This is a genomic window from Marinobacter pelagius, assembly GCF_900114925.1.
In the GTDB taxonomy this organism is placed as follows: Bacteria; Pseudomonadota; Gammaproteobacteria; order Pseudomonadales; family Oleiphilaceae; genus Marinobacter; species Marinobacter pelagius.
Window position 1 is genome coordinate 106271 of sequence record NZ_FOUR01000004.1, and the last position, 13614, is coordinate 119884.

The 13614-nt window shown below is 59.4% G+C and carries 13 protein-coding genes and 1 tRNA gene; 3 read left to right on the forward strand and 11 right to left on the reverse strand.

Annotated elements, in window-relative coordinates; translation table 11 throughout:
- Positions 1-50 precede the first annotated feature (50 nt).
- The 7 genes from secF to BM254_RS09935 all read right to left on the reverse strand — a co-directional run bounded on the left by secF (position 51) and on the right by BM254_RS09935 (position 6339).
- Positions 51-1004: a protein translocase subunit SecF gene (gene secF, locus BM254_RS09905; protein WP_092002552.1), complete on the reverse strand. Its 954-nt coding sequence runs from the start codon at positions 1002-1004 to the stop codon at positions 51-53.
- A complete protein-coding gene (gene secD / locus BM254_RS09910) occupies positions 997-2874 on the reverse strand; it encodes a protein translocase subunit SecD (RefSeq protein WP_092002555.1) in 1878 nt (625 codons plus the stop codon). Before secD ends, secF begins: the two co-directional genes overlap by 8 nt.
- A gap of 97 nt (positions 2875-2971) precedes the next feature.
- A complete protein-coding gene (gene yajC / locus BM254_RS09915; protein ID WP_092002558.1) occupies positions 2972-3334 on the reverse strand; it encodes a preprotein translocase subunit YajC in 363 nt (120 codons plus the stop codon).
- A gap of 29 nt (positions 3335-3363) precedes the next feature.
- Positions 3364-4485: a tRNA guanosine(34) transglycosylase Tgt gene (gene tgt / locus BM254_RS09920; protein WP_092003127.1), complete on the reverse strand. Its 1122-nt coding sequence runs from the start codon at positions 4483-4485 to the stop codon at positions 3364-3366.
- A 14-nt stretch (positions 4486-4499) separates the two neighbouring features.
- The gene (gene queA, locus BM254_RS09925; RefSeq protein WP_092002561.1) at positions 4500-5603 is read right to left on the reverse strand and encodes a tRNA preQ1(34) S-adenosylmethionine ribosyltransferase-isomerase QueA; all 1104 of its coding nucleotides are present in this window, start codon (positions 5601-5603) and stop codon (positions 4500-4502) included.
- 35 nt (positions 5604-5638) lie between these two features.
- Positions 5639-5725: transfer RNA gene (locus BM254_RS09930), tRNA-Leu, on the reverse strand.
- Positions 5726-5775: 50 nt separating this feature from the next.
- Complete coding sequence (locus BM254_RS09935) at positions 5776-6339, reverse strand: nitroreductase family protein (protein WP_092002563.1); 564 nt, start codon at positions 6337-6339, stop codon at positions 5776-5778.
- A 138-nt stretch (positions 6340-6477) separates the two neighbouring features.
- Between BM254_RS09935 and BM254_RS09940 the strand changes: the two genes are divergently transcribed.
- Entirely contained in the window at positions 6478-6789 is a 312-nt protein-coding gene (locus BM254_RS09940) for an Mpo1-like protein (RefSeq protein ID WP_092002566.1), read from the forward strand.
- Position 6790: 1 nt separating this feature from the next.
- Positions 6791-8248, forward strand: a complete 1458-nt coding sequence (locus BM254_RS09945) for an adenylate/guanylate cyclase domain-containing protein (protein WP_092002569.1) — start codon at positions 6791-6793, stop codon at positions 8246-8248.
- 15 nt (positions 8249-8263) lie between these two features.
- Here BM254_RS09945 and queF read toward each other — a convergent pair whose 3' ends face one another.
- From queF to BM254_RS09960, 3 genes are read right to left on the reverse strand one after another with little or no spacing between them, the layout of a single operon-like run.
- Entirely contained in the window at positions 8264-9088 is an 825-nt protein-coding gene (gene queF / locus BM254_RS09950) for an NADPH-dependent 7-cyano-7-deazaguanine reductase QueF (RefSeq protein WP_092002572.1), read from the reverse strand.
- A 14-nt stretch (positions 9089-9102) separates the two neighbouring features.
- The gene (locus BM254_RS09955) at positions 9103-9876 is read right to left on the reverse strand and encodes an ABC transporter permease (RefSeq protein WP_092002575.1); all 774 of its coding nucleotides are present in this window, start codon (positions 9874-9876) and stop codon (positions 9103-9105) included.
- Complete coding sequence (locus tag BM254_RS09960) at positions 9873-10823, reverse strand: ABC transporter ATP-binding protein (protein WP_092002578.1); 951 nt, start codon at positions 10821-10823, stop codon at positions 9873-9875. The genes BM254_RS09955 and BM254_RS09960 overlap by 4 nt, the downstream gene beginning before the upstream one ends.
- Before the next feature lie 251 nt (positions 10824-11074).
- Here BM254_RS09960 and BM254_RS09965 point away from each other — a divergent pair, with 251 nt between their 5' ends.
- Positions 11075-12193 carry an organic solvent ABC transporter permease gene (locus tag BM254_RS09965; RefSeq protein ID WP_092002581.1) on the forward strand — a complete coding sequence of 373 codons (1119 nt, stop codon included), beginning with the start codon at positions 11075-11077 and terminating at the stop codon, positions 12191-12193.
- On the opposite strand, the gene BM254_RS09970 is transcribed toward BM254_RS09965, so the two are convergent.
- Positions 12183-13505, reverse strand: a complete 1323-nt coding sequence (locus BM254_RS09970; protein ID WP_281248047.1) for an HD-GYP domain-containing protein — start codon at positions 13503-13505, stop codon at positions 12183-12185. The genes BM254_RS09965 and BM254_RS09970 overlap by 11 nt on opposite strands.
- Positions 13506-13614: the final 109 nt, after the last annotated feature.

Genomic DNA, 13614 nt, shown 5'->3' on the forward strand with positions numbered 1-13614 from the left:
AAAAACCGCCAACTCCTCAGAGTGGCGGTTTTTTTTGTGCCCGGAGATATTTACATCCGGTTAAGCCATTCGGGCGGCTCTTCGTCTTCTTCCTGCCCGGCGGCACCTTCCTTGACCGGCAGCGCCATATCCTCGCGGGACACGCCGAGGGCGATCAGCAGGTTGGCGGAGACATAGATGGAGGAATAGGTACCCACCAGCACACCAATAATCAACGCCAGCGCAAAGTTGTTGATCGCCTCACCCCCGAACAGGTACAGCGCGAACAGCACCACCAGGGTGGTACCGGACGTGTTGATAGTCCGGCTGATGGTCTGGTGAATCGAGGTATTGATGATGTCCCAAGCATCCCCGACGCGCATCTTGCGGAAATTCTCCCGGATGCGATCCGCCACAACGATTGTGTCGTTCAGGGAGTAACCGATCACGGCCAGCAGGGCCGCCAGCACGGTCAGGTCGAAGGTCCACTGGAACAGCGCGAATATACCCAGAACGATGATCACGTCGTGGGCCAACGGAATAACCGAGGCAATACCGAACTTGAACTGGAAGCGCATGCCAACGTAGATGAGCACAACCGCCAGAGCCAGCAACAGGCCCAGACCGCTGTCTTCTTTAAGCTGCTCACCCACCTGGGAGCCGATGAACTCGGAGCTGATCAGCTCGAACTCCGCACCACCCTTCTGAAGGGCATCAGCGACTTCAACGGCCAGTTCGTCGTTACCCGCTTCCGCCAGGCGGATCAGGATCGTGGTGTCAGAACCGAAATTCTGGACCACGAAATTGTCGAAGCCGGCCTCATCCAGCTGGCCACGGATGTTGTCCAGGGACGGCGCTTCGGTATATTCGAACTCGACAGACGTGCCCCCGGTAAAGTCCATGCCCAGGTTCAGACCACGAACCGCCAGCAAGGCAATCGAGGCAATGACCAAGGCGATGGAGAGGACGGAAGCAGCCTTCCGGAACCCCATAAAATCAAACGGCTTCTTCTCCAGCTCAGACATTTGCCAGCTTCCCTCCAATCGACAGCTTTTCGATCTTCCGACCGCCATACACAAGATTCACGATGCTGCGACTGACCATCAGCCCGGAGAACATCGAGGTGAGGATACCGATGCACAGGGTGACGGCGAAGCCCTTGACCGGGCCGGAGCCCATGGCGAACAGGATGACCGCCACCAGCAGTGTGGTGATGTTGGCATCAAAGATCGAGACGAAAGCCCGCGAATAACCGGCATTGATGGCCAGTTGCGGCGCCACCCCGGCCTTCAGCTCTTCACGTATTCGCTCGAAGATCAGCACATTCGCATCCACCGCCATACCTACGGTCAAAACGATACCGGCAATACCCGGCAGCGTCAGTGTCGCCGAAAGGATGGACATGCAGGCAATCAGCAACATCAGGTTGAGGGTCAGCGAGACGTTGGCAATCAGACCAAACCCGCGGTAATAGACAACCATGTACAGCAACACCAGACCGAAGCCGAGTGCCACCGACATCACGCCGGCATCGATGTTCTTTTGACCAAGGCTCGGCCCGATGGTCCGTTCCTGCACAAAGTACATCGGAGCTGCCAGGGCACCGGCACGCAACAGCAGTGCAAGCTCGGCTGCTTCCGGAATCGAATCCAGGCCGGTAATCCGGAAGCTGCTGCCAAGGGCGGACTGGACGGTTGCCAGGCTGATGATGCCCTTCTCCACAACCCGCTTCTCGACCATGGTGGGCTCACCGTCCACCATCTGGCTTTCAGTCTCGGTCCGGTATTCGATAAACAGCACGGCCATACGGCGGCCAATGGCGTTACGGGTTGCCCGGTTCATCAGGTCACCGCCCACGGAGTCCATGGTGATGTTGACCTGGGGCTGGCCGTTCTCGTCGAACGCCTGCTGGGCATTGGCTACATTATTACCGGTGGCGATGACATCGCGCTCAAGCCGGGCCGTACGCTGGGGATTATCCCGGAAACTGTACTGCTCGGTTTCGCTGGCCGGCGCATCCTGCCTGGCTTCCATGCGGAACTCCAGGTTCGCTGTGGCACCGAGAACCCGCTTGGCCTGGGCAGTATCCTGCACACCGGGCAATTCGACGATAATGCGATCAGTGCCCTGACGCTGGACCAGCGGCTCCGCGACACCCAGCTCGTTCACCCGGTTACGGATCGTGGTCAGGTTCTGCTCGAGGGCATACTCCTGGATGTTCCTGACTTCCTCTTCGGACAGGGACAGCACCAGAAGGAACTCGTCGCCCTCGGTCTGTTCGTCCATCAGAAACTCGTTGTACTGGTCCCGGACCATGTCAAAGGCTTCTGTACGGGAACCCTCATCCCGGAAACTCAGCACGATCTGCCGGTCACCCGCATCAACATCGCCACCGCGGTAGCGAACCCGCTCTTCGCGCAATTCCCGCTTGATCTGGCTGGACATCGCCTCCAGCCGCTGCTGCAGCGCCGTATCCATGTCCACTTCAAGCAGGAAGTGCACACCACCTCGCAAGTCCAGACCCAGCTTCATGGGTCCGGCACCGACGGCTTTCAGCCAGTCCGGGGTGGACGCGGCCATGTTCAGTGCCACCAGGTATTCGTTGCCCAGCGCCTGCTGGACGGTCGGGCGGGCCTTTAGCTGGTCATCGGAGCTGGTCAGGCGGATCAGGGCATCACGCTCTTGCAGGGAGCTGCTCTTCACCGTGATGCCTTCGGCTTCCAGAGACTGGACCGCACGTTCCAGCACACGTTCATTGACTTCGGTGCTGCTGCGGGCGCCGGTGATCTGGATGGCGTAATCATCGGGGAAAAGGTTGGGCAGAGCGTAGATAAACCCGATCACGAGCGCGACCAGGATAACCAGGTTTTTCCAGAGCGGGTACTTGTTCAGCATGGGTTCCCTTAATAGCCGGCCCGGGGGCCGGCCTTGGTTGTCAGCCAGAAAGAATCAGACAGGCAGGTTCCTGGGAAGGCAGATCGCCTCACCTGGATCAGATATCCTTCAGGGTACCTTTCGGCAGGGCTGCAGCAACGGCAACCTTCTGAACCTTGATTTCGACGTTATCGGCTACTTCAATCACGATGAAGTCGTCAGTCACCTTGGTGATCTTGCCGGCAACACCACCGGAAGTCACAACTTCATCACCCTTGTTCAGGCCGGACATCAGCGCCTTGTGCTCCTTGGCACGCTTGGACTGGGGGCGCCAGATCAGGAAGTAGAAAATCAGGATAAAGCCGGCGAAGAAGATCACCTGCCCCATCACGCCCATGCCCTGGGCTGCGGGATCCTGGGCCATAGCCAGTGCCGGCATCAGGGCCATCAGTCCAGCAACAAGAAACTTCATTGATTTCATTTATTCTCTCCGTTGGTTTGGCAATTCGTTCAGGCACCGGCCAGCGGCGGTACCGATTCGCCGCGAAGGGCGTAGAAGTCGCTAACAAAGTCCGACAATGTACCTGCTTCAATGGCCCCACGCAATCCGGCCATCAGGTTCTGGTAGAACCGCAGGTTGTGGATCGTATTGAGCTGGGAGCCCAGCATTTCTCCACACTTATCCAGATGATGCAGATAACTTCTCGAAAAATTCTGACAGGTGTAACAGTCACAGCGCTCATCCAGCGGACTGGTGTCGTGGCGATGACGGGCGTTGCGGATCTTGACGATACCGGTGGATGTGAACAGGTAGCCATTTCGGGCGTTTCGGGTCGGCATCACGCAGTCGAACATGTCCACTCCCCGGCGCACTGCCTCAACGATATCCTCCGGACGGCCGACGCCCATCAGGTAGCGCGGCTTGTCTTCAGGCATTTTCGGTGGCAGGTGATCCAGGATGCGGATCATGTCTTCCTTGGGCTCCCCGACCGACAGGCCGCCAATGGCGTAGCCGTCAAAGCCGATTTCGGTAAGTCCTTCCAGGGACTTGTCCCGAAGGCCTTCGTACATGCCACCCTGGACAATTCCGAACAACGCAGCCGGATTGCCTTCGTGAGCCTGCTTGCTGCGTTCGGCCCAGCGCAGGGACAGCTCCATGGATTCCCGGGCCTGCTTCTCGGTGGCCGGGTAAGGCGTGCATTCGTCGAAGATCATGACGATATCCGAACCCAGGTCACGTTGTACCCGGATCGCGATTTCCGGTGACAGCTCCACCTTCGAACCATCCACAGGCGACCGGAAAGTCACGCCCTCTTCGGTGATCTTGCGCATCTCGCCCAGGCTGAACACCTGGAAACCGCCGGAGTCAGTCAGGATCGGGCCCTGCCACTGGGTAAAGTCATGCAGATCCCCGTGAGCCTTCACCACTTCGGTACCGGGTCGAAGCATCAGGTGAAAGGTGTTACCAAGGATGATCTGGGCGCCGATTTCGTGGATGTCCCGGGGCAGCATGCCCTTGACGGTGCCATAGGTACCGACGGGCATGAATGCCGGCGTCTCGACCGCACCCCGGGGAAACGTCAGCCGGCCGCGCCGCGCACGACCGTCCTCGGTGATTTTCTCGAAGGACATGAAGCAGGAATTGGTCACGATGATTCTCCGGACTCGTCGGATTCGGTAGTGGCTGCGCTGGCCGATGCGCCCAGGAGCATGCCACGGCTCGGCTCCTGGCTGGTGATGAACATGGCATCACCATAACTGAAGAAACGGTAGCGCTCGGCCACGGCTTCCCGGTATGCCGCCATCACATTGTCGTAACCGGCAAAGGCACTGACCAGCATGATCAGGGTCGATTCCGGCAAATGGAAATTGGTAATCAGGGCGTCCACGGTCTGGAAGCGGTAACCCGGATGGATAAAGATGTCGGTCTCTCCCCGGAACGGTCGCACACGGCCTCCCCGGCTCGCAGACTCCAGGGAACGTACCGATGTGGTACCAACGGCAATGACACGCCCGCCGCGGGCACGGGTCCGCTCGATCGCTTCGACGGTTTCCTCCGGCACGTGCGCAACCTCGCTGTGCATCACGTGGTCCTCGATTCGCTCCACGCGCACCGGCTGGAAGGTACCGGCACCCACGTGCAGTGTCACAAAGGTGGTTTCGATACCTTTCGCCCGAAGCTGCTCCAGCATCGCCTCGTCAAAGTGCAACCCCGCCGTCGGGGCTGCCACCGCACCGGCCTCCCGGGCATAAACCGTCTGGTAACGTTCCCGGTCAGAGGATTCGTCGGGGCGGTCTACATAGGGCGGCAGCGGCATGTGGCCAATACGCTCGAGCAACTCGAGAATGGGCTCGGCGGTTTCGGCCATCAGCCGGAACAGCGCATCCTCACGCTCGACCATGCGCAGCACACTGCCATCTTCCAGGATCACCTTCTGATCGGCTTTAAGGGCTTTGGAGGCACGGACATGGGCGAGGATTTCGTGCTCACCGGTTACCCGCTCCACCAGCACTTCCACCTGGCCGCCGGTTTCTTTCCGGCCAAACAACCGCGCGGGGATCACCCGGGTGTCATTGAACACCAGCAGGTCGCCTTCCTGGACCAGGTTCTGCAGGTCGGTGAACCGGAGATGGTCGACCTTGCCGGTCAGACCTTCCAGGTACAGCAAACGGGAGGCGCTGCGCTCCTCGAGAGGATACCGGGCAATCAACTCGTCCGGGAGATCAAAATAAAAGTCGGAGACGTTCATGGGATGGACTGGTTACGACACTGCAGGAAAGATGATGGTAGCGGCGGGCGGACTCGAACCGCCACGGGTTTTACCCCAACGGATTTTGAATCCGTCGTGTCTACCAATTTCACCACGCCGCCATCGGAGAGTGTGGGGGATTATACTGACGTTATTTTCGAAAGCAATAACATTACCGGCGTTCCGGCGGCCAGTCCAAGACGAACTCCGCAACCTCCGGCCGGGGCACCTTTGGCTTCTCGGTGGCGACGCTTCCGGTATAAAGGAAGCCGATGATGGATTCCTGCTCTGACAGCCCCAGCCCTTCCCGGACTGCCGGGTGGTAGGCGATCGACCCGGTACGCCACATCACTCCGAACCCGGCCTCCTGCAGCGCCAGTTCCAGAAAGCTCATGCCTGCGCCCGCAGATAACAACTGCTCGATCTCCGGAACCTTGGGGTGTTCGCTCGGGGAGGCAATGCCGACAATGATCATCGGCGCCCGCAACGGAGCACGGCGGAGCTTTTCGATCTCCTGCTCGTCGGCATTGTTGGGGCAGGTGGAGGCAAACAGGTCCCCCAACTGCTCCAGCCCCTGCCCTTCGATCACCAGGTAACGCCAGGGCCGCAACAAGGCATGATCCGGCGCCCGTGCGGCGCAGGCAAAGGCACGCTCCAGGGTTTTCCGGTCCGGGGCGGGCGCGGTGAGGCGCGGTTCGGAACTGCGATTGAGAAGGAACTCGGTAACTGACGTCATATCGACTCGCTGTCAGGAAAAATGTGTTCAAAAAGCCGTGCTTGGAAGCCCACACGCGAATTGTGGCTTATACGTAATACTGGTAACCTTCAACTCTGGTTGGCCCATGTTAACAACTATAAATGAAGTGGCAGCACCATGAATGACCAGAACGAATTTCGCAACTTTTCAGAATTCTATCCTTACTATCTGGAAGAGCACAGTGATGTAACCTGCCGGCGCCTGCATTTTGTCGGCAGCCTGCTAGTGCTGATCGTGGCAATCTGGGCGATCACCTCCGGCAAACTGCTGTGGTTACTGGCACTTCCGGTTATCGGATATGGCTTTGCCTGGGTGGGCCACTTCAAGTTCGAGAAGAATCGCCCGGCTACCTTCAAATACCCACTTTACAGTCTGATGGGAGACTGGGTGATGTTTCGAGACATGCTGATTGGCAGGATCCGTTTCTGAGATGATGAGCGCCCCTGTGGACTTGCGAAACGCAAGCAACAGCGCCGGAAACGCGCTGTCCCACGAGCAGGGCAGCAGTTCAACGGCCGTCCCGCCGATGCCGGATTACAGCGGGCGCATCCTTGCCTACACGGTCACGGCCGTCATCATCGTCATCGGTGTCCTTCAGAGTGCGTTTGAACAATGGCTGCTGTGGCTGGTTGCCGGCGCCCTGCTCTGGCCTCACATTGCCCACATCCTTACCCGCCGGACCTTCCTGAACCGCTCTCCACGCATCCGCCAGAAGATGCTGCTGGTGGATTGCGTGTTCGGTGGCACCTTCATCGGCTTCACCGGGCTGGTCGCCGTTCCTGCGGTTTCGGTGGCCCTGATGATGATGTTCAGCTGCCTGATCGTCGGCGGCATCCGCCAATGGCTGATGGGCACTACGCTCATGGCATCCGCGATTGCCGCCGGCGTTGCCTTCGCCGGACCAGCCGAGTCTTTCCAGTCACCACTGCTGACCAGTATCAGCGCCGTGCTGGCCACCGGCATCTACATTTGCGTTACCGCCTTCTATTCGCACCAGCAGGCGCGCGCGCTGATGCTGGCCAAGACGCAGATCCAGAACCAGCGGGAACAATCCATCGCGCTCTCCCACAAACTGTCCAAGTACCTGTCGCCCCAGGTCTGGCAGTCGATCTTTACCGGAGAGCGGGACGTCCGGCTGGAAACCCAGCGCAAGAAACTTGCAGTCTTCTTCTCGGACATCAAGGGCTTCACGGAGCTTTCCGAGGAAATGGAACCAGAGGCCCTCACCGAACTGCTGAACCACTACTTCAACGGCATGTCCGAGGTGGCCCTGAGATACGGCGGCACCATCGACAAGTTCGTGGGTGATTCGATCATGGTGTTCTTCGGTGACCCCACCAGCCGGGGCCAGAAGGAGGATGCCTTTGCCTGCGTCTCCATGGCCATCGAAATGCGCAAACACATGAAGATCATGCGCCAGAAGTGGCGCAGCCAGGGCATCAAGACCCCCCTGCAGATCCGCATGGGCATCAGCACCGGCTACACCACGGTGGGTAACTTCGGCGCCGAGAACCGGATGGACTACACCATCATCGGCAAGGAAGTGAACCTGGCCAGCCGGCTCGAATCCCTGGCCGAGCCCGGCGAGATCCTGGTTTCCTACGAAACCTTCTCACTGATCAAGGACCGGATCATGTGCCGCGACAAGGGCGAGATCACGGTCAAGGGCTTTACCAAGCCGGTGCCGATATACGAGGTGGTGGACTTCCGCCGGGACATGGGCCCGAACCGCAGCTTCCTGGAGCACGAACACAGCGGCTTCGCCATGTACCTGGACTCCGACAAGATCACCGAAAAGGAGCGCAAGGCGATCCTGGAAGCCCTTGAAGATGCCGCCGACCGCCTGCGCTCTGAAGAAGAACTGCCCGACTCCGGCAAGCTTGGCTGAACCGGGCCGCTCCGCTTACTGCCGGATCAGCCTCGGCCCGGCACTCCCCTCTGCCTGCGTGCTTCGCCAGGGATTGATGTCCAACCCGCCACGGCGGGTGTAGCGCGCGCACACCGCCAGTTCCGTTGGCTGGCACTGCTTCATTAAATCGGTGAACACCGTTTCCACGCAATGCTCGTGGAAATCCTGCTTGTTCCGGAAACTGACGATGTACCGCAGCAACGCCGAACGGTCGATCTTCGGCCCGGTGTAACGGATCAGGAGCGTGCCCCAGTCCGGCTGGCCGGTCACCGGGCAGTTACTCTTGAGCAGGTGTGAACACAATTGCTCGGTCACCACCTCTGCACTCTGTTCAACAGCCAGCGATTCCGGCGCGTACTGGTACACCACGTCGCCCACCGGCTCATCATCGATCAGCTGGTAACCCTCGGGGCGACCGATCGCTTGCCCGCTCTCATCGACACTGTGCAGGTTCACCCGGACCGCGGCGCCACAGGCGCTGGAGAGATCGCTGACGACCGTCTCCACCAGTTGCTCCGGCGTGGAGAAAACATGCTGGTTCAGCGAATTGAGATACAGCTTCAGGGACTTGGATTCGATGATGGACGGCGATGCCGCCGGCACGAAGATCTCCGCCCAGGCGACGGCAGGCACACCACCAGGCCGGAGCCAGGACACTTCCCAGGCCTGCCAGAGATCCTCGCCGAACCAGGGCCAACGGCCGTCCTCCAGCCCGATCCGGCGGCGATTTTCATCCCGCGCCACCGGGAACAGCAGGTTCGGGTCGTAAGAATCCGGGTATTCGCTGGATTTACCCAGCGGCGCGTTATGCAAAGCCATATTTGTTCCTGAAATCAGTGGCGGATGCCCTTGCCGCGCTCGAGCATACGCAGGGCAACGAACGCCAGTACAACGATGAAGACCAGAATCATACCAAGAGACACGAACGGATTAACGTCCGAAACTCCCAGTATGCCGAAGCGGAAGCCGTTCACCATGTACAGGATCGGGTTCGCCATGGACACGCCCTGCCAGAACCCCGGCAGCATGTCGATGCTGTAGAAGACACCACCCAGGTACGTCAGCGGGGTCAGCACGAAGGTGGGCACAATCGAGATGTCGTCGAACTTGGTCGCCAGCATCGCATTGATAAATCCGCCCAGGGCAAACAGGGCCGAGGTCAGGAACACCGTCACCACCACCATCGGAAAGCTGTGAATCGACAGCTGGGTGAACGCCAGGGACAGCGCCGTGACAATAACGCCGATACCCAGGCCACGGGCCATGCCACCGGTCACATAGCCGGCGAGGATCACCCAGTTCGGCACCGGGGATACCAGAAGCTCCTCGATGCTGCGCTGGAACTTCATGGAGAAGAAGGACGACACCACGTTGGCGTAGGAATTGGTGATCACCGCCATCATGATCAGGCCAGGCACGATGAACTGCATGTAGTTGAAGCCGCCCATCTCGCCGATCCGAGAGCCGATCAGGTTACCGAAGATGATGAAGTAGAGCGTCATGGTGACCGCCGGCGGCAACAGCGTCTGCGGCCAGATCCGGGTAAACCGGCGTACCTCACGCAGAACGATGGTGTAGAACGCGACCCACAATGCATCAAGCTTCATGCCGCACCCTCCACGTTCTTGCGGGCTTCGGCGGCATTCTCTTCCACCATCCGGATAAACAGTTCCTCAAGCCGGTTGGCCTTGGTCCGCATGCTGACCACCTTGATCCCGAGCTGATCCAGCTGGGCAAATACCGCATTCAGGGCCTGACCTTTCTCCACGTCCACTTCCAGGGCTCCCTCGTCATTGATACGGCAGATGACATCGTCCAGCTCCGGCACACCGGAGAGCTCTTTCTCGGTGTCCAGCACGAAGGTCTCCACGCTCAGCTGCTGCAACAGCTCACGCTTGCTGGTGTGCTTGAGAATCTTGCCATGGTCGATGATGGCAATGTTCCGGCACAGGGCTTCCGCCTCCTCCAGGTAATGGGTGGTCAGGATGATCGTGGTGCCCTCCCGGTTCATCTCTTCCAGGAAGGTCCACATGGACCGGCGCAGCTCGATATCCACGCCGGCGGTGGGTTCATCGAGAATCAGCAGTTTCGGCTCATGTACCAGAGCCCGGGCAATCATCAGGCGGCGCTTCATGCCGCCGGAAAGCATACGGGCCGGCGTGTTGCGCTTGTCCCAGAGCCCCAGCTTCTTGAGATACTTCTCGGCGGACACCGAGGCCCGGCTGAGAGGAATACCGTAATAGCCCGCCTGGGTGGTCACGATGTCGAACACCTTTTCAAACTGGTTGAAGTTGAACTCCTGGGGCACAACCCCGAGGTTCAGTTTCGCATCCGCCAGGTTGGTGTCGATGTCATGGCCGAACACGCGGACCTTGCCGGCGGTCTTGTTCACCAGTGAGCAGACGATGCCCAGCGTCGTGGATTTGCCGGCGCCATTGGGGCCCAGCAACGCGAAGAAATCCCCTTCCCTGACATGAAGATCAATCCCTTTCAGGGCCTGGAACCCGTCACCATAGGTCTTGGTGAGGCCCTCAATTTCCAGTGCGTTGGTCATAGCTCATCCCGGATCCGATGGATTTCGGTGGCAGCCCGCACAGCCGCCCACGCCAAAAAGTAGAGTGCTATTCATTGTGGCAACCTCGTGAAATTCAAGGGTATGCCGGGTAGCTCCGGCAAAACCGCCAAACTGCGACAGGAATCGCGATATCGGCCAATCGCCATCCCTATAATGCAGTTACAACAACTTACAAAACGCTGGCCAGACTCTCCGCCGCCAGCTTTCAAGACCGGGATGTACGCCGAAACATGAAATTCGTTCACCGAACTGCGCCCCTGACCGTCCTCCTGAGCACCCTTGCCCTGGCCGGCTGCCTGGGCAGCGATGACGGCGGCGGCACGGCCGCGGACACCGGCCAGCTCAATTTCAATGGATTCAGCGGCCTGGACTTCCGGACGGCGAGCCAGAGCGGCACCACCAACGTCGACGGCCAGTTCCGCTATTATCCCGGCGAGACTTTAAGCTTTCGGGTCGGAGATCTCGTCCTGGCAGACGGGGTCCCTGCCAGACCCCACGTTACCCTGCTGGAATTCTTCCCCGACCTTCGCAGCGCCCTCCAAACACCGACGGTCGACGCGGAAGGCCTTCGCACCCATACCCGGACGGAGCTGAACCTGCTGGACAATGGCCCGCTGATGAACATGACCCGCCTGCTGATGTCGCTGGACTGGACCCAGGGCGTGCAGGAAGACGAGGGCATCGAAATCCGCCAACGGGTGATCGATCAGCTGAACGCGGCCTTACCCTTGCTTGATGCTCCTATTGATTTCAACGTACCGACCACAGAGTTCACCGCCATGGGCACAACGCCCTCACCTGCGAACCAGCTACTGGCCAGGATCTGCTTCCATCCGAAGGGAGATGAACTCTGCGAATCGCCTCCCACCCCCGAGCAGATCCAGAATGCCCCGGAACGGCCGGAAAACGAAGAAGACTGGGACCCGGATGTGGAATACCGGCAGGACCTGCAGGCCAAGCGGAATCGAATCCTCGAAGCCATCCGGACCCTGGATGAGATCGACAACGAAGATGCGCGGACCTACCTGCGCCGGGAACTGAAGGACATCACCACCACTGTCAGCAACGGCTATTACCTGGATGAAGACGTGGCCAGCCACCCCGCCAGTGACACCGGAATCAAGAGCGTCCGGGTGCAACGCATCGGAGGCGACACGGCCCTCGCGGAGATCGAGGCCATCAGCACTCGCCCAGAGGATGTCACCATACACGCGTGGAGCTGGCAGAGTGCCGAGGTGGACTATTTCGTCAGTGGGGACAGCGGTGGTGAATCGGAACTGGTGATGAGCTTCCGCCCCGAAAACACCTACCGCTGGGTACGCAAGAGCCTGCGGGTGATTATCCGCTGATCAAACGACTGAAATTCCAGCGGGATTCCGCGCCGGTGACGTCATACCGAGAAGGATCCAGACCTTCCGAACCGTGCGGCAGACATTCCTTCACGATCAGCGCTTCGTTGACGTCCCGGCTTTCATTGTAACGGGCAAGGTCAATGATGTGCGCAGACTTCAGGGGCTTGTGCTCCTGGTCGGTCATCACCATAACCTTCGGCCACAACCGGCGTTCCGGGGAATGGGAAACCACGATGCCACGCTGGCCGTCGCTGAGTTCCACCAGGCTGCCTGTCGGATAGACACCAATCGCCTGGATGAAATTCTCCACCAGGTCTTCCTGGAACTCGATATTCCTCATGTCATACAGCAGGCTGACGGCCTTGGCCGGTGTCATGGGGTCGTCGCCACCATCCCGGGGACCGATCAGACTCTCGAAATACTCGGCAATACCGGCGACTTTCGCCATCAGCGGAATACGGGTACCGCGGACACCCTGGGGGAAACCGGAACCGTTGTGCCGTTCCCGGTGCCCGCCTACCACGCTGAGCACGGCACGGGACACGCCAGTGCCCTCGAGCATGGCGAGACCCTTCTCAACATAGGTGCGGTAACGGGCATAATCCTCGGCGCTGAACTGCCCTTCGTGATTCAGCAGGGAGCGCGGCAGAACCGTCTTACCAACCTGGGACAACAGGCAGCCCATGCCCAGGTGATTCAGGAGTCCTTCATTCAGACCGAGGTGACGACCGCACACCAGGGCCCAGATCGAGGTATTGAGCGAGTGGCGGTATATGTAATCATCGTGGGCACGGATCCGGCTCAGCCACAGCAGTGCATCGGGGTGACGAATCACACTGGCGACCATTTTTCGGGTTATCTCAGCTACCGGGCGAAGATCAGCCTCACCGCCTTCCTGCAGGGATTCGAAGGCACGCTCCAGGGCAAGCTCGGCGTCGTCGAGAAGTTGACGGGATACCTTGATTTCTTTTTTCAGGGTGGTGGTGGTCTCGTACGTGACCGGTTCCTGGATCGCGAGTGGCGGCAGCTTGAGCTCCTCGCGATCACCGCCTCGCCTGAGGGTACGGCGCCCGAAAGCCGGCTTGATCTCGCCCTGCTCGAATTTCGTGGTATCGCGCACTTCAGCGACGTCGATCATCACCCAGCGGCAATGGGATTTCAGCGCCCGGATGTCGTCCTCGGAGCGAATGTAGAAACCCTGGATCGGAAACGGTGTCTGGTGCCAGGGCCGGTCCAGATCGGACACAAACATGCCCACTTCCAAGTCATGAACCGCAACTTTTCTCTGTTGGACGCCCACGAGAGTCACCCCTGAAACTTATTCATTTTTAGATGTTTGACATTCTGAACCAGCTTACACAAGAGTCCATTACAGTTTCGTACCCCAAAAGATCCAGAAAGTAACGTAACGTAAACAG

Coding starts and splice junctions, on each gene's coding strand:
- secF (WP_092002552.1), bottom strand. CDS start 1,004: ATGTCTGAGCTGGAGAAGAAGCCGTTTGATTTTATGGGGTTCCGGAAG.
- secD (WP_092002555.1), bottom strand. CDS start 2,874: ATGCTGAACAAGTACCCGCTCTGGAAAAACCTGGTTATCCTGGTCGCG.
- yajC (WP_092002558.1), bottom strand. CDS start 3,334: ATGAAATCAATGAAGTTTCTTGTTGCTGGACTGATGGCCCTGATGCCG.
- tgt (WP_092003127.1), bottom strand. CDS start 4,485: ATGTCCTTCGAGAAAATCACCGAGGACGGTCGTGCGCGGCGCGGCCGG.
- queA (WP_092002561.1), bottom strand. CDS start 5,603: ATGAACGTCTCCGACTTTTATTTTGATCTCCCGGACGAGTTGATTGCC.
- BM254_RS09935 (WP_092002563.1), bottom strand. CDS start 6,339: ATGACGTCAGTTACCGAGTTCCTTCTCAATCGCAGTTCCGAACCGCGC.
- BM254_RS09940 (WP_092002566.1), top strand. CDS start 6,478: ATGAATGACCAGAACGAATTTCGCAACTTTTCAGAATTCTATCCTTAC.
- BM254_RS09945 (WP_092002569.1), top strand. CDS start 6,791: ATGATGAGCGCCCCTGTGGACTTGCGAAACGCAAGCAACAGCGCCGGA.
- queF (WP_092002572.1), bottom strand. CDS start 9,088: ATGGCTTTGCATAACGCGCCGCTGGGTAAATCCAGCGAATACCCGGAT.
- BM254_RS09955 (WP_092002575.1), bottom strand. CDS start 9,876: ATGAAGCTTGATGCATTGTGGGTCGCGTTCTACACCATCGTTCTGCGT.
- BM254_RS09960 (WP_092002578.1), bottom strand. CDS start 10,823: ATGACCAACGCACTGGAAATTGAGGGCCTCACCAAGACCTATGGTGAC.
- BM254_RS09965 (WP_092002581.1), top strand. CDS start 11,075: ATGAAATTCGTTCACCGAACTGCGCCCCTGACCGTCCTCCTGAGCACC.